We start from the raw sequence: 15979 nt of genomic DNA, 5'->3' as shown, positions 1-15979 counted from the left end.
GGGCGCAGCATCCGATCAGCAAAGGTTTAACGCATGAGCCGTCGTCGCGTTGTCGTGACCGGCCTGGGTTGCGTCAGCCCCGTGGGCAACACGGTGCAGGACGCCTGGGCCAATATCCTCGCCGGAAAGTCCGGCATTGACCTCATCACCAAGTTCGATGCATCGAACTTTTCCTGCAAGATTGCCGGTGAGGTCAAGGGTTTTGACCTGGAGTCCTATATCAGCGCCAAGGATGCGCGCACCATGGACAGTTTTATCCATTTCGGCATTGCCGCGGCCCAGGAGGCGGTGCGCGATGCGGGCCTGCCCACGGGCGAGGCTCTGGATGAAGAACTGGCCACACGCATAGGCTGCATCATCGGCTCCGGTATCGGCGGCCTGCCGCTGATCGAGAACACCCATGCCGAGCTGGCAAGCCGCGGTCCGCGCCGTATCACGCCGTTCTTCGTTCCGGCGTCCATCATCAATATGGTGGCCGGCCATGTGTCCATGCGTTTTGGCTTCAAGGGGCCGAATCTTTCGGTAGTGACGGCCTGTACCACCGGCCTGCACTGCATTGGCGAGGCCGCCCGCAAGATCGAGTACGGCGATGCCGACGTGATCGTCGCCGGTGGCACTGAGTCCACCGTGTCACCGCTGGGGGTGGGGGGCTTTGCCGCCATGCGTGCGCTATCCACGCGCAACGATGATCCTAAGACGGCCTCGCGCCCCTGGGACAAGGACCGCGATGGCTTCGTGCTGGGTGAGGGGGCTGGCGTGCTCGTAGTCGAGGAATACGAGCATGCCAAGGCACGCGGCGCCCGCATCTATGCCGAGATCACCGGCTATGGCATGAGTGCCGATGCGGGTCACATGACGGCTCCCAACATGGACGGCCCGCGCCGCGCCATGCAGGCTGCGCTGCGCAACGCCGGCCTGAATGCCGATCAGGTGGACTACCTGAATGCCCATGGCACTTCCACGCCGCTGGGTGACTTGAACGAAACCAATGCTATCAAGGCCGCCCTGGGCGATCATGCCAGGAAGATAGTGGTGAGTTCCACCAAGTCCATGACCGGCCACCTGCTGGGCGGCGCTGGCGGCATCGAGAGCGTATTCACCGTGCTGGCGCTGCACCACCAGAAGGTGCCGCCCACGACCAACATCTTCGAGCAGGATCCGGAGTGCGACCTGGATTACTGCGCCAACACTGCGCGCGACATGAAGCTGAATGTCGCCGTCAAGAACAATTTCGGCTTTGGCGGCACCAACGGCACGCTGGTATTCCAGCGCATCTGATTGCCTGACGCCTTGGCCTCACTTTAGGCCGCATTGAGGGCGGCAGCGATGCGCGCTCCATCGCATGCGCCCGCCGTACGCTACCCCTATGGCCGTTCGCGGGCGCTGGGCTGCTTCCTGGCGGCCGTGGCCGCCTGCGGGCTTGGCTGCATCGTGGCCTGGTTGTTGTTCGGCACGGCCAACGCGGCTGTGGCCATCAAGGCCGCTGCAGGCCTGGCACTCTGGTTTTTTTGTTCTGCAGTAGCCTGGCATGGGTGGCGCTCCATGCCCGTGGGCCACTTGGCCTGGGACGGGGCGCAATGGCTGCTGGAGGATCCTGCGCCAGGGCGCCACCGGGGCGTGCAGGGCGGGCCGCAAGCCCATTTGGATCTGCAGGCGGGTATCTTGCTGTCCCTGCAGCCAGAGCAGGGGCGCACTGCATGGCTGTGGCTGGAGCGCCGCGCGGATCCTCTGCAGTGGCCGGCGTTGCGGCGTGCAATATATTCCCCCGCCCGAGTTCAAGCACCGGGCATGACTGAGACAATGAGCGCAACACCCTCCCGGCGGGATGACGGAGCACCCACCCAGACATGACAGCACCCTTCCCAGCCTCTCCTGAAACTGCCGACAGTGACCTGCGCCTGGTTGAGCGCACGGTTGCCGGTGATCAGCGTGCCTACGAGCTGCTGGTCATCAAGTACCAGCGCCGCATCGAGCGCCTGGTGGGGCGCATGGTGCGTGACGTGGACCTGATACCCGACATCACGCAGGAAACCTTCTTGCGCGCATATCGCGCACTGCACCAGTTTCGCGGGGAAGCACAGTTCTACACCTGGTTGTACCGGATTGCGGTGAATACTGCGAAGAAGGCCTTGATGGATATCAAGCGCAACCCGGTGATTGCGGAAAGCAGCCTGCGTGGTGCCGGTGATGAGGAAGATGAAACTTCCGTGTTCGATCGCGAACTAACCACCGATGAAACTCCCGAAACCGTGCTCGCCGCTCAGGAAGTTGCAGCCGCAGTCAATGCTGCCATGGAGGCATTGCCCGAAGAGTTGCGCCAGGCGGTCACGCTCAGGGAGATCGAAGGCTTGAGTTATGAGGAAATTTCCGTCGCCATGGCCTGCCCGATAGGCACTGTGCGCTCGCGTATCTTTCGGGCCCGCGAGGCCATATCGGCGAAGGTCAGGCCCTTGCTGGAAAAGCAAACGGGCAAGCGGTGGTAGTGAGTATGGCAAGAGTTCTACGCGATGGCAGGTGGCACATGAACGACGAGGACATGAAGCGTGAGCATTTGTCGGCCTTGGCCGACGGCGAATTGCAGGGCGAGGAGTTCGCCCATGCCGTGGCCTATGCCGGCACGCAAGAGGGGCAATCGGCCTGGCGCATGTATCACCTGATTGGCGATACCCTGCGCAGCGCCCAGGTGGCGCATGTCTCCGATCCGGCCTTGCTGGGGCGGTTGCGCGAACAGCTTGCGCTGGAGCCACAGCCCGGTGCCGTGATAGCGGTGCCACTCAGCGAAGCGGCCGTGGAGCGCGTCCCTGCAGCATCCCAGGCGCGAGAGGCGGCCAACGCCGCGGTCTTTCGCTGGAAGCTTGCCGCAGGGTTTGCCTCCTTGGCGGCCGTGGCCGCACTGGGCTGGAACACCTACCCGGGGCTGGCTGGCAGCGCCGCACCAAAAGGCGCGCAACTGGCTGTGGTCCAGCCACCTGCGGCGGCTGCGCCGGCCTTTGTGGCCACGGCCAATGCCCCTCAGGAGCCGCCGGTCATGATCCGCGACCCGCGTCTGGATGAACTGCTTGCTGCGCAGCAGTTCGGCAAGACCACTGCGCTGCAGATGCCGGCAGGCTTTTTGCGTAACGCTACCTTCGATGCGCCCAAGCGTTGATGGGGCAAGCTGCCGCCGGGTTTTGTGATGGTTGCCGCACAAAGCGGTTTCTCGAGCCGAATTTCCCACGGGAGTGGGGCGCGTTTTTTCGGAGGGATAGATTGATGATATCCAGCATGGATTGGAAACAAGGGCTGCACTCTGGCGCCTTGGCACTGATGGTGGCATGTGTGGGTGCTACCGGCATGCTTGCAAGCCCGGCGCCGGTGCATGCCCAGTCTGCGCCGGCCCTGCGCGGCTTGCCCGATTTCACCGAGCTGGTGGAGCAGGTGGGGCCCTCGGTCGTGAACATCCGCACTACGGAGAAAGTGAGTGCGCGTCCGTCGATGAATGGCATGGACGAGGAAATGCTGGAGTTTTTCAAGCGCTTTGGCATACCCGTGCCCAAGATCCCGCGCCAGCAGGGGCCACAGCGCCAGCAGCCCGAGGAGCAGCCGCGTGGCGTGGGCTCCGGCTTCATTCTCAGCAGCGACGGCTATGTGATGACCAATGCCCATGTGGTCGACGGCGCCGAGGAAGTGCTGGTGACGCTGGCTGACAAGCGCGAGTTCAAGGCCAGGATCATCGGCGCCGACAAGCGCACCGATGTTGCCGTGGTGAAGATAGATGCCACGGGCCTACCGGCCGTGCGCGTGGGTGACGTGAGCCGCCTGAAGGCCGGCGAATGGGTCATGGCGATCGGCTCGCCCTTCGGGCTGGAGAACACGGTCACGGCCGGCATCGTCAGTGCCAAGCAGCGCGACACCGGCGACTACCTGCCCTTCATCCAGACCGATGTGGCCATCAACCCCGGCAACTCCGGCGGCCCCCTGATCAATATGCGCGGCGAGGTGGTGGGCATCAACAGCCAGATCTACTCGCGCTCCGGCGGTTTCATGGGTATCTCGTTCGCCATACCGATGGACGAGGCCATGCGCGTGAGCGAGCAGCTGCGCGCCAGCGGGCGCGTGAGCCGCGGCCGCATTGGCGTGCAGATCGATGCCGTGTCCAAGGATGTGGCCGAATCGCTTGGCCTGGCCAAGTCGCAGGGGGCCCTGGTGCGCGGCGTGGAGACGGGCTCGCCCGCCGAGAAGGCCGGCATAGAGGCAGGTGACATCATCACCCGCTACGACGGCAAGCCGGTGGACAAGGTGGCCGACCTGCCGCGCCTGGTGGGCAACACCAAGCCGGGCACCAAGACCAGCATCACGGTGTTTCGCCGCGGCGCCACGCGGGATCTATCGATCACCATCGCCGAGGTGGAGTCCGATGAGAAAACTGTCGCCAAGGCGGCCGACCTGGAGGGCAAGAGCAAGCCCTCGACGGCGGCCCAGCAGCTCGGCCTGGTGATGGCGGAGATCACTCCCGCGCAGGCCAAGGAACTCAAGATCAAGGGTGGTGTGCGCGTGGTGTCGGCCGATGATGCGGCCGCGCGTGCCGGCCTGCGAGCGGACGATGTGATCGTCGCGCTGGCCAACACCGAGGTGCGCAATCTCAAGGAATTCGAGGCCGTGCTAGCCAAGATCGACAAGAGCAAGCCCATCAATGTGCTGCTGCGGCGCGGGGAATGGGCGCAGTACACGCTGATCCGTCCGTCGCGCTGACACTCGCAGGCGAGCATCCTGGGGGTAGCCGCGGGGCCTTTGGTGCCGGGGTTTCCCGTTGCAAAAAAGGCCTATGGGTCTGTTTCGATAGAATGACGCCCTTGGATCTAAAGAGGCCGTTATAAACTCGCCCGCCATGCGAAAATACATGGAACCGCACGCATGTTTTCCACAGCTTGCGCACTGTTTTTGCCGGAGGGTATTGCAGTCCTGTGGATTAATTGTTGATAAATATCCGTTGCACCATGGCAACGGCCCTTGACGTCGGTGGGCTGGCCTTTGCGGAAGGGCCTTTTTGCCTACAATGAGGCTCCAACTATCGCAGTTGCCAAAGATTGTTGGTTCAGGGCGCGTCGCTTGTTTGACGCGCCCTTTTTTCTTGTCCTGGGTCTTGCCATTCAATCACTTGTCGTACCTCGTTGATGAACCACATCAGAAATTTTTCGATCATTGCGCACATCGACCACGGCAAGTCCACGCTTGCCGACCGCATCATCCAGCGCTGCGGCGGCTTGGCCGAGCGCGAGATGGAGGCCCAGGTGCTCGACTCGATGGATATCGAGAAGGAGCGCGGCATCACCATCAAGGCGCAGACCGCCGCGCTCTCGTATAAGGCGCGCGATGGGCAGGTCTACAACCTGAACCTGATCGACACGCCCGGCCACGTGGACTTTTCCTACGAGGTCAGCCGCTCGCTGTCGGCCTGCGAGGGCGCGCTGCTGGTGGTGGACGCCAGCCAGGGCGTGGAGGCGCAGACGGTGGCCAACTGCTACACGGCCCTCGATCTGGGCGTGGAAGTGCTGCCGGTGCTCAACAAGATGGACCTGCCCCAGGCCGACCCGGACAACGCGAAGGCCGAGATCGAGGATGTGATCGGCATCGACGCCAGCGAGGCTCTTCCCATCTCGGCCAAGACCGGCATGGGCATCGACGATGTGCTGGAGCAGATCGTCGCCAAGGTGCCGGCGCCGCGCGGCAAACCCGACGCGCCGCTGCGCGCCATGATCATCGACAGCTGGTTCGACAGCTACGTCGGCGTGGTGATGCTGGTGCGCGTGGTCGATGGCGAGCTGAAGAAGGGCGAGCGCTTCAAGATGATGGCCACGGGGGCCGCCTACGAGGCCAACCAGCTCGGCGTCTTCACCCCCGCCAACGTGCAGCGCGATGCGCTCCGGGCGGGCGAGGTGGGCTTCATCATCGCCGGCATCAAGGAGCTGAAGGCCGCCAAGGTGGGCGACACCATCACGCTGGAGAAGAAGCTGCCGAACAACCTGGGTCCGGCAGCCCAAGCGCTGCCCGGCTTCAAGGAAATCCAGCCCCAGGTGTTCGCCGGTCTCTACCCGACCGAGGCCAACCAGTACGACGCGCTGCGCGATGCGCTGGAGAAGCTGCAGCTCAACGACGCCTCGCTGCACTTCGAGCCCGAGGTATCTCAGGCGCTGGGTTTCGGCTTTCGCTGCGGCTTCCTGGGCCTCTTGCACATGGAGATCGTGCAGGAGCGCCTGGAGCGCGAGTTCGACCAGGACCTGATCACCACCGCGCCCAGCGTGGTCTACGAGGTGGTCAAGGGCGACGGCGAGGTCATCATGGTGGAGAACCCCTCGAAGATGCCCGACCAGGGCAAGATCCAGGAGGTGCGCGAGCCCATCGTCACGGTGCACCTGTACATGCCGCAGGACTACGTGGGCCCGGTGATGACGCTGGCGAACCAGAAGCGCGGCGTGCAGATGAATATGCAGTACCATGGCCGCCAGGTGATGCTGACCTACGAGCTGCCGCTGGGCGAGATCGTGCTCGACTTCTTCGACAAGCTCAAATCCGTCTCGCGCGGCTATGCCTCGATGGACTACGAGTTCAAGGAATACCGGCCGTCGGACGTGGTGAAGGTGGACATCCTGCTCAACGGCGAGAAGGTCGATGCGCTGTCCATCATCGTGCACCGCACCCAGGCCGCGTACCGTGGCCGCGCCGTGGCCGCCAAGATGCGCGAGATCATCAGCCGCCAGATGTTCGACGTGGCCATCCAGGCGGCGATCGGCGCCAACATCATCGCGCGCGAGACCATCAAGGCGCTGCGCAAGAACGTGCTGGCCAAGTGCTACGGTGGCGACATCACGCGTAAGCGCAAGCTGCTGGAAAAGCAGAAGGCCGGCAAGAAGCGCATGAAGCAGATCGGTTCGGTGGAAGTGCCGCAGGAGGCCTTCCTCGCCATCCTGCAAGTGGAGGATTGATCAGCGATGCAAGCCATGCAATACATCACGGGCGCCGTGCTCGCGGCCTTCGTGGGCTATATCGGGGCCTGGTACCTGGGCGTCCTGGAGGGCAATTTTGCGCTGCTGCTGTTCCTGGCCACCGTGGTCACGGGCGTCTACTGGCTGGCCGAGCGGCTGGTGTTCCTGCCGCGCCGGCGCAAGGCCGCGCAGGCGCTGGAGGACGCTGCAGCCCAGCGCCGCGCCGAGCTCGACCGGATGGGCATACAGAAGGTGGACGTCGGCGACCTGGCCGAGGCCAAGGGCCGCATCCTCATGCAGCCCTGGTGGCTCGATTGGACGGCGGGCCTGTTCCCCGTGATCGCCGTGGTGTTCCTGCTGCGCTCGTTTTTGTTCGAGCCGTTCAAGATCCCCTCGGGATCGATGATTCCGACGCTGCTCGTGGGCGACCTGATCCTGGTGAACAAGTTCACCTATGGGCTGCGCCTGCCAGTCCTCAACATCAAGATCACGCAGGGCAAGCCGGTGGAGCGCGGCGACGTCATGGTGTTCCGCTACCCGCCGCAGCCCAGCATGGACTACATCAAGCGCGTGGTCGGCCTGCCCGGCGACGAGGTGGCCTACCTGAACAAGCGCCTCACCGTGAATGGCCAGAGCGTGCAGACCACGGGGCTGCCCGACTTTTTTGAAAAGGACGTGATGCGCTACTTCAAGCAGTTCGAGGAGCAGCTGGGCACGCACAAGCACCGCATCCTGAACAGCCCCGAGGTGCCTGCCTTCGTGCAAGGGGCGAGCAACTTCCAGTTCCGCGACCTGTGCCGCTACAGCGTCGAGGGCGTGGCCTGCAAGGTGCCCGAGGGGCACTACTTCATGATGGGCGACAACCGCGATAATTCGCTCGATTCGCGCTACTGGGGCTTTGTGCCGGACCAGAACATCGTCGGCAAGGCCTTCTTCGTGTGGATGAATTTTGGTGACCTGAAACGCATAGGCTCGTTCAATTGAGGGAGGAGACAGGTATGGGTCTGCAACGCACGGCAGCACGGTCGCGCCAGCGCGGCTTATCGTTCTTCGGCGTGATCTTTCTGGGACTGATCGCCGTCGGGGCATTCGCCATCGGCGGGCAGTCCATCCCCATCTTCCTCGAATACATGGCCATCAAGAAGGCGGTGGCCAAGGCTGCACATGATGGCCATACGGTGCCGGAAATCCGCGCAGCGTTCGACCGCAGCGCGCAGATCGATGACATCCACTCCATCTCCGGCAAGGACCTGGAGATCTCCAAGCACAACGACAAGGTCGTCATCGAGTTCAATTACGCGCGTGAAATACCGCTGGCGGGGCCGGTTTACCTGCTCTACCGTTTCAAAGAATCGACGAATTAGTGCCAACTGACAGTCTCTCGGTGCTGCAGCAGCGGCTGCAGCACCCTTTCTCCGACCCCGCGCTGCTGCAGCGTGCCGTCACGCACCGCAGCTTTTCCTCAGAGCACAACGAGCGCCTGGAATTCCTGGGTGACTCGGTGCTGAGCCTGGCCGTCTCCAGCCTGTTGTTCAGGCGCATGCGTGATCTCCCCGAGGGCGAACTCTCGCGCGTGCGCGCCCTGCTGGTGAAGCAGGATTCGCTGCATGGCATCGCCATGCGCCTGCAGCTGCCGCAGGTGCTGCGCCTGGGTGAGGGCGAGTCCAAGTCCGGCGGCAAGCTGCGCCCCTCGATCCTGGCCGATGCGCTGGAGGCCATCATCGGTGCCGTCTACCTGGACGCCGGCTACGAGCGTGCCGAGGCCCTGGTGCACCGATTGTTTGAGGGCGTGGAGCTGAGTCCGCGCCTGCAGGAGGCCGCCAAGGACGCCAAGACCGCGTTGCAGGAGTGGCTGCAGGGCCGCAAAATGAACCTGCCGCAGTACCGCGTGGTGGACACCACCGGGGCGGCGCACAATCAGGTGTTCCATGTGGAATGTCTGGTGGCCGAGCTGCAACTGGCTGCGCGCGGCAGTGGCGCATCGCGCCGTGCGGCCGAGCAGGCCGCCGCCGGCGCCATACTGGCCCAATTGAAAGCGAAACAGGCATGAATGCTATTAATATTGAAGCTGGTGGCGCTGATGAGCCGGGTGCTGGCGGCCAAAAAGACCAAAATGACCTGGAGGCCATGCTGGCCGCATCGCGCCCCGCAGGCAGTGGCCAGGAGGGCCAGCGCTGCGGCCTGATCGCCATCGTCGGCAAGCCCAACGTGGGCAAATCCACGCTGATGAATGCGCTGGTGGGGCAAAAGATCAGCATCACCAGCCGCAAGGCCCAGACCACGCGCCACCGCATCACCGGTATACGCACGCGGGGCCAGACGCAGTTCGTGTTTGTCGATACGCCGGGTTTTCAGACCCGGCACAGCACGGCGCTGAACAAATCGTTGAACAAGACCGTGATGGGCGCCATCGGCGATGTCGATTTGATCCTGTTCGTCGTCGAGGCCGGCAACTTCACGCTGGCCGACGCCAAGGTGCTGTCGCTGTTCAAGCCCGGCATTCCCACGCTGCTCATCGCCAACAAGCTCGACACCGTGCACCGCCGCGCCGAGATCGCGCCCTGGCTCAAGGGCATGCAGGAGAGGCACCCGTTTGCCGAGTTCGTGCCCATGTCGGCCAAGAACAAGGGCGACATCGAACGCCTGTATGGCATTTGCGAGAAATACCTGCCCGAGCAGCCCTGGTGGTATGCCGAGGACGAGTTGACCGACCGCAGCGAGAAATTCCTGGCCAGCGAGACCGTGCGCGAGAAGCTGTTCCGCTTCACCGGCGACGAACTGCCCTACACCTCCACCGTGGTCATCGACAAGTGGGACGAGGAAAAGAGCAAGCAGCACAAGCGCTTCCTGCGCATCGCCGCAACAATAGTGGTCGAGCGCGACGGCCACAAGGCCATGGTGATCGGCGAGAAGGGCGAGAAGTTGAAGCGCATCAGCACCGAGGCGCGCCAGGAGCTGGAAAAGCTCATGGATGCCAAGGTGTTCCTGGAGGTCTGGGTCAAGGTGCGCTCCGGCTGGGCCGATGACGAGGCGCGCGTCCGTTCCTTCGGCTATGAATGAAATGGGCCTCCAGCGCTTATCCAGAAAGCGCTAACAGCTATTGAAAGAATAGCTGCATCATGGCCACGCGCCGCATTGCCGACGAGCCCGCCTACATCCTGCACGGCTATGACTGGAGCGAGTCCAGCCTGATCCTGGACGTGTTCACGCGCCACTACGGTCGCGTGACCCTGGTCGCCAAGGGGGCGAAGAAGCCCACCTCCAACTTCCGCCCGGTGCTGCTGCCTTTGCTGCCGCTGCGCCTGGCCTGGGGCTTGGGCGGCGAGCTGGGGCGAGGTGAGATCCACACGCTCAAGGGGGCGGAGTGGGTCGGCGGCCATGTGCTGCCCGGGGGCGATGCGCTGCTGGCGGGCCTGTACCTGAACGAGCTGCTCATGCGCCTGCTGGCACGCGAGGACACGCATGCCCAGCTCTTCGACCTGTACGCCGGCGTGGTGCGCGTGCTCGGCAGCGGCGCGCATGGCGACGCGCTCGAACCCGTGCTGCGCGCCTTCGAGCTGCTGCTGCTGCGCGAGGTCGGCCTGCTGCCCGCGCTCGATACCGAGACCGCCACGCTGAGCGCCCTGGCGCCAGAGGCGCGCTACGCCCTGGTGGCCGAAGGCGGCCTGCGCGCCGCCGCCGATGGCGAGCGCGCGGCCCTCGCCGGCGCCCAATGGCTGGCCCTGCAGCGGGCGCTGGACGAGGGCGGGGCGGCGGGCTACACGGCGGTGCTGCGCGCCGTGGCCGGAGCCCCAGCCGCGACCGAGCTCAAAGCACAATTGCGTGCGCTGCTGCAATACCATTGCGGCAGCCCGCTGCTGCGCACGCGCCAGCTCATGATGGACCTGCAATCGCTATGACCTCACACCCCCGCACCGCCCTCTCGGTCAACGTCAACAAGGTCGCCCTGGTGCGCAACACGCGCCATCTGGGCATTCCCAGCGTCACGCGCGCCGCGCAGCTATGCCTGGAGGCCGGCGCACAGGGCATCACCGTGCACCCGCGCCCCGACGAGCGCCATATCCGCGCGCAGGACGTGTACGAGCTGGCCACGCTGCTGCAGCAATGGCCGCAGGCCGAGTTCAACATCGAGGGCAACCCCACGCACAACCTGATGGAGTTCATACGCCAGGTGCTTCCTAACCAAGCCACCTTCGTGCCCGACAGCGTGGGCCAGTTCACCAGCGACCATGGCTGGCGCTTTCCCGAGGATGCCGAACGGCTGGCCCCCTTGATTGCCGAATGCCGGGCATTGGGCGTGCGCGTCAGCCTGTTCATGGACCCCATCCCCGAGCAGATGGCCGCCGCCCGCGCCGTGGGCGCCGACCGGGTGGAGCTGTACACCGAGCCCTACGCCGCCGCCTGGGGCACGCCGCAGCAGGCCACGCAGCTGGCGCGTTACCGCCTGGCCGCCATGGCCGCCGCGACCGTGGGCCTGGGCGTGAACGCAGGGCACGACCTGAACCGCGACAACCTGGCCGACTTCCTGGCTGGCGTTCCCGGCGTGCTGGAGGTGTCGATTGGTCACGCCCTGATCGCCGACGCGCTGGAACTGGGCTATGGCGACACGGTGCGTGCCTACCAGCGCTGCGTAGACCAGGGCATGGCCGAACGCGACTCCTGAATTCATAGCTTCTAACGCTTTCTGCGCAAGCGTTTGAGTTCTATTTCAACTGAAACCATGATCTACGGCATAGGCACCGACATCTGCGACGTGCGCCGCATCCGCGCCAGCCTGGAGCGCCACGGCGAGCGCTTTGCCGAAAAAGTGCTGGCCGACGGCGAGCTCGCCACCTGGCGCGCCCGCTCGGCGCGCTGGCCCGAGCGCGGCCTGCGCTATCTGGCGACACGCTTTTCCGCCAAGGAAGCCTTCAGCAAGGCGATAGGGCTGGGCATGACCATGCCCATGACCTGGCGCCGCTGCGAGGTGGCCAAGCTGCCCAGCGGCCAGCCGCAGATCGTGCTGCATGGCGCCCTCAAGGACTGGTTCGAGGCGCGCGGCCTGCGCTGCCACCTGAGCGTGACGGACGAGAGCGACTACGCCGCGAGCTTTTGCGTGGTCGAGAAGGATTGAAGTAAAAAGCGGCTCCAGCGCTTATTCATAAAGCGCTTTAAGCTATTAAAAAGAAAGCAAAAAACGCATGACAGAACACGCTCCCCTCATCATCGACGTCGCCGGCAAAGAGCTGACTGACGTGGACCGCCGCCGCCTGGCCCATCCGCTGGTGGGCGGCATCATCCTGTTCGCGCGCAACTGGCAGGACCGGGCCCAGCTGCTGCAGCTGACGGCCGCCATCAAGGCCGTGCGCCATGACCTGCTGATCTGCGTGGACCATGAGGGCGGGCGCGTGCAGCGCTTCAAGACCGACGGCTTCACCCACATCCCGCCCATGCGCGCCCTGGGCGAACTCTGGATGAACGACGGCAAGGCGGGCCAAGGCAGCGGCGCGCTGCGCGCCATGGACGCGGCCACGGCGGCGGGCTATGTGCTGGGCAGCGAACTGCGCGCCTGCGGCGTGGATTTCTCGTTCACCCCGGTGCTCGACCTGGACTACGGTGCCAGCAGCGTGATCGGCGACCGCGCCTTCGCCCGCGACTCGCGCGTGGTCGCCATGCTGGCGCGCGCGCTGATGCAGGGCCTGCTGCAGGCGGGCATGGCCAACTGCGGCAAGCATTTCCCGGGCCACGGCTTCGTCAAGGCCGACTCGCACACCGAGATCCCGGTGGACCGGCGCAGCCTCAAGGCCATCCTGGCCGACGACGCGGCGCCGTACCCCTGGCTGTCCACGGTGCTCACCAGCGTCATGCCGGCGCATGTCATCTACCCCAAGGTGGACGGCCGCCCGGCGGGCTTCTCGGCCAAATGGCTGCAGGACATCCTGCGCGGCCGGCTGCGCTTTGACGGCGCCATCTTCAGCGACGACCTGAGCATGGAAGGCGCGCGGCGCATTGATGGCCGGGTCGTCAGCTACACCGACGCCGGCGTGGCCGCGCTGAATGCCGGCTGCGACCTGGTGCTGCTGTGCAACCAGAGCCTGGGCGATGGCAGTGCCGTGGATGAACTCATGGACGGACTGGCCGCAGCCCAGGCCGCGGGCCGCTGGCAGGCCAACCCCGCCAGCGAGGCGCGCCGCCTGGCGCTGCTGCCCGAGACTCTGCCCCAGCCCTGGGACGACCTGATGGTGCAGCCGGCCTACATGCACGCGCTGGACCTGCTGCCATAAATGACGGAGGAGTGAGCATGCGCGTAGGAGTCTTGACCGGCGGCGGCGATTGCCCGGGCCTGAATGCGGTGATCCGTGCCGTCACCAAATCGCTGATCCACCATGGCCACTGCGAGGTGCTGGGCATTGCCGACGGCTTCGAGGGCCTGATGGGCGATGCGCCGCGCACGCAGCCGCTGGCCTGGGACCAGGTCTCGGGCATCCTGCACATGGGCGGCACCATCCTGGGCACGAGCAACAGCGCCAACCCCTTGCGCGACGAGGCCACCCTGGCGCAGGTCGGGCGCAATGTGCAGGCCCTGGGCCTGGATGTGGTGGTCGCCATCGGCGGCGATGGCACCATGAGCCTGGCCCATGGCCTGCGCCAGATTGGCCTGGCCTGCGTGGGCGTGCCCAAGACCATAGACAACGACATTGCGCTGTGCGAGCGCAGCTTCGGCTTCGATACGGCGGTGGCTACGGTGACCGAGGCGCTGCACCGCATCGAGAGCACGGGCAACAGCCACCACCGCGTGATGATCGTCGAGACCATGGGCCGCCACGCGGGCTGGCTGGCGCTGGAGGCGGGCATCGCCGGCGCGGCCGACATCATCCTGCTGCCTGAGATCGACTATGACCTGGAGGCCATCGCGCGCCGCTGCCGCGAGCGCGAGCAGCGTCAACGCTACACCATCATCTGCATGGGCGAGGGCGCCAAGGCACGCGGCGCCAGCCTCACCGTGCGCGAGCGCGTCGCCGGCAGCCCCGACCCGGTGCGCCTGGGCGGCGTGGCCCATGTGCTGCGCCAGCAGCTGCAGCCGCACCTGAAAAGCGAGGTGCGCGCCACGGTGCTGGGCCATGTGCAGCGCGGCGGCGACCCGACGCCGTTCGACCGCGTGCTGGCCACGCGCTTTGGCCACCATGCGGCGCAGCTGGTCATCGAAGGACGCCTGGACCGCATGGTGACCCTGCGCCAGGGGCGCATCGGCAGCGTGGAAATCGCCCAGGTGGCGAATACCCAGCGCACGGTGGCGCCCGACGATGAGCTGATCGCCATGGCGCGCGACATCGGCGTGTGCTTCGGGGATTGAGCGGCGGGCTGGGACCATCCATCCATCCTGTCTTGCCTGCCCTGGGTTCCGGTTTTATAAAGAGTCATGTAAAATGAAACTTATAGGCGGTTCCCGTTCCGGGCCTTTTGCCGCTTCTTAAAGTTTCGTGATGCAACTCCACCAAATCTCCGACAAGTCGCAGCCGCCCGTCGTCCTGCAGGGCTGGCCCGTGCTGCGCCTGGGCTTCCGGCCGTTTTACCTGGGCGCGGCGCTGCTGGCCTGTTTGTCGGTGCCGGTGTGGGCGGCGGTGTTCCTCGGCTACTTCCAGCTGAAGCTGGAAATCTCGCCCCTGCTGTGGCATGGGCACGAGATGCTGTTCGGCTTCGCGGCCGGCGTGGTGGCGGGCTTCTTGCTCACAGCCGTGAAGGCCTGGACGGGCCTGGAGACCGCGCGCGGGCCGCTCCTGGGCACGCTGGCCCTGCTGTGGCTGGCCGCACGCATCGCGGCGCTGGGGGCTCCCTACCCGGTGTTCATGGGGCTGGACATGGCGCTGCTGCCCGCCGTGGCCCTGGTGCTGCTGCGCGTGCTCATCAAGGCCGGCAACAAGCGCAACATCCCCCTGGTTTCGCTTCTGGTGCTGATGACGCTCGCCAACCTGGCGTTCCATCTCTCGGTGCTGGGCGCCATTGCCGTGCCCGCCGTGGCGGCGCTGTATGCACAGCTGGCGCTGATCATCATGGTGGTGTGCGTGATGACGGGACGCGTGGTGCCCATGTTCACCAAGAACGTCACGCCGGGCCTGGTGATCAATGTGCCGCGCAGGTTTGAACTGGCGTTGCTGGCCGTGACCGCGGCCACGCTGGCGCTGTGGGTGCTGGGCGCGCCTGCGCCGCTGGTGGGCCTGCTCAGCGCCCTGGCGGCCGTCTTTCATGCCCTGCGCCTGTGGAAATGGCATCCGCTGGTGACGCTCAAGCGCCCGATTCTGTGGGTCTTGCATGCCTCCTACGCCTGGCTGCCGATCGGCTTTGCACTGCTGGCGTTGGCGCAGTGGGGGTTGGTGGGCGTGTCGCTGGCCGTGCATGCCTTTGCCGTGGGCGTGATTGGCGGGCTGATCATTGGCATGGTGACGCGTACGGCACGCGGACACACTGGGCGGCCGCTGCTGGCCTCGCGCGCCGAGGTGGCGGCCTATGCCCTGGTGCTGCTGGCCGCCGTGGCGCGCGTGCTGGTGCCCGCGCTACAGCCGGCCTGGTATGCCTATGCGGTGGAGGCGGCGGCCTGCCTGTGGGCCGTGGCCTTCGCGATTTATCTGGTGATATACACCCCCTGGCTCACGCAAACCCGCCTCGACGGCAAGGATGGTTGAGCCGTTTTTCTTTCCTCTCCGACTCTCTCTTTACCTGAAAGGTTGAACCATGAGCTCCACCATTGCCGAAATCGACGTGCGCACGATTCCCCCCTATCAACGCCACGCGCAGATCTTTGGCCATTTCGACGCCCTGCAGCCGGGCGAGGCCTTCGTGATCGTGAACGACCACAACCCCGTGCCGCTGCACATGCAGCTGGAGGGCCGCACGCCGGGCCAAGTGGCCTGGACCTACCTGCAACAGGGCCCGGATCTGTGGCGCGTGCAGATCGGCAAGCAGGCCGCGTCCAAGGAAGCGGCCGAAGACTCCTGCTGCTCGGGTGGTGCCTGCTGCGGTTGAGGCATGGCCCATGCCGC

Annotated in this window: 17 protein-coding genes; all 17 read left to right on the top strand. The window is 65.3% G+C overall.

The window, feature by feature from the left end; genetic code table 11:
- The first annotated feature begins 33 nt into the window (after nt 1–33).
- Complete coding sequence (fabF, locus tag P7644_RS15275) at nt 34–1278, top strand: beta-ketoacyl-ACP synthase II (protein WP_404300099.1); 1245 nt, start codon at nt 34–36, stop codon at nt 1276–1278.
- Between the two features lie 48 nt (nt 1279–1326).
- On the top strand, nt 1327–1851 hold the full coding sequence (locus tag P7644_RS15270) for a hypothetical protein (protein ID WP_404300098.1): 525 nt from the start codon (nt 1327–1329) through the stop codon (nt 1849–1851).
- On the top strand, nt 1848–2483 hold the full coding sequence (rpoE, locus tag P7644_RS15265) for an RNA polymerase sigma factor RpoE (RefSeq protein ID WP_404300097.1): 636 nt from the start codon (nt 1848–1850) through the stop codon (nt 2481–2483). The genes P7644_RS15270 and rpoE overlap by 4 nt, the downstream gene beginning before the upstream one ends.
- Nucleotides 2484–2521: 38 nt before the next feature.
- Nucleotides 2522–3148 (top strand): sigma-E factor negative regulatory protein, encoded by a 627-nt coding sequence (locus P7644_RS15260; protein ID WP_404300096.1) that lies wholly within the window; start codon nt 2522–2524, stop codon nt 3146–3148.
- A 158-nt stretch (nt 3149–3306) separates the two neighbouring features.
- Nucleotides 3307–4731 carry a DegQ family serine endoprotease gene (locus P7644_RS15255; protein WP_404303225.1) on the top strand — a complete coding sequence of 475 codons (1425 nt, stop codon included), beginning with the start codon at nt 3307–3309 and terminating at the stop codon, nt 4729–4731.
- Between the two features lie 422 nt (nt 4732–5153).
- Nucleotides 5154–6962, top strand: a complete 1809-nt coding sequence (gene lepA / locus P7644_RS15250) for a translation elongation factor 4 (protein WP_404300095.1) — start codon at nt 5154–5156, stop codon at nt 6960–6962.
- 6 nt (nt 6963–6968) lie between these two features.
- Complete coding sequence (gene lepB / locus P7644_RS15245; protein WP_404300094.1) at nt 6969–7946, top strand: signal peptidase I; 978 nt, start codon at nt 6969–6971, stop codon at nt 7944–7946.
- Between the two features lie 14 nt (nt 7947–7960).
- Entirely contained in the window at nt 7961–8326 is a 366-nt protein-coding gene (locus tag P7644_RS15240; protein WP_404300093.1) for a DUF4845 domain-containing protein, read from the top strand.
- A complete protein-coding gene (gene rnc, locus P7644_RS15235) occupies nt 8326–9012 on the top strand; it encodes a ribonuclease III (protein ID WP_404300092.1) in 687 nt (228 codons plus the stop codon). Before P7644_RS15240 ends, rnc begins: the two co-directional genes overlap by 1 nt.
- A 77-nt stretch (nt 9013–9089) precedes the next feature.
- Nucleotides 9090–10022, top strand: a complete 933-nt coding sequence (gene era, locus P7644_RS15230; RefSeq protein WP_404303224.1) for a GTPase Era — start codon at nt 9090–9092, stop codon at nt 10020–10022.
- A 59-nt stretch (nt 10023–10081) separates the two neighbouring features.
- Nucleotides 10082–10861: a DNA repair protein RecO gene (gene recO / locus P7644_RS15225; RefSeq protein WP_404300091.1), complete on the top strand. Its 780-nt coding sequence runs from the start codon at nt 10082–10084 to the stop codon at nt 10859–10861.
- The gene (locus P7644_RS15220; RefSeq protein WP_404300090.1) at nt 10858–11625 is read left to right on the top strand and encodes a pyridoxine 5'-phosphate synthase; all 768 of its coding nucleotides are present in this window, start codon (nt 10858–10860) and stop codon (nt 11623–11625) included. The genes recO and P7644_RS15220 overlap by 4 nt, the downstream gene beginning before the upstream one ends.
- A gap of 57 nt (nt 11626–11682) precedes the next feature.
- Nucleotides 11683–12075 (top strand): holo-ACP synthase, encoded by a 393-nt coding sequence (gene acpS, locus P7644_RS15215; protein WP_404300089.1) that lies wholly within the window; start codon nt 11683–11685, stop codon nt 12073–12075.
- A 67-nt stretch (nt 12076–12142) separates the two neighbouring features.
- Nucleotides 12143–13225, top strand: a complete 1083-nt coding sequence (gene nagZ / locus P7644_RS15210) for a beta-N-acetylhexosaminidase (RefSeq protein ID WP_404300088.1) — start codon at nt 12143–12145, stop codon at nt 13223–13225.
- 17 nt (nt 13226–13242) lie between these two features.
- A complete protein-coding gene (locus P7644_RS15205) occupies nt 13243–14295 on the top strand; it encodes a 6-phosphofructokinase (protein WP_404300087.1) in 1053 nt (350 codons plus the stop codon).
- Between the two features lie 130 nt (nt 14296–14425).
- Complete coding sequence (locus P7644_RS15200; protein ID WP_404300086.1) at nt 14426–15622, top strand: NnrS family protein; 1197 nt, start codon at nt 14426–14428, stop codon at nt 15620–15622.
- A 49-nt stretch (nt 15623–15671) separates the two neighbouring features.
- A complete protein-coding gene (locus P7644_RS15195) occupies nt 15672–15962 on the top strand; it encodes a DUF2249 domain-containing protein (RefSeq protein ID WP_404300085.1) in 291 nt (96 codons plus the stop codon).
- Nucleotides 15963–15979 lie beyond the last annotated feature (17 nt).

Origin of the sequence: Alicycliphilus denitrificans (assembly GCF_044792555.1) — a bacterium.
GTDB classification, from domain to species: Bacteria; Pseudomonadota; Gammaproteobacteria; order Burkholderiales; family Burkholderiaceae_C; genus Alicycliphilus; species Alicycliphilus denitrificans_A.
Note: the sequence above shows the minus strand (reverse complement) of the source record. Positions and strands in the feature narration are given on the sequence as shown.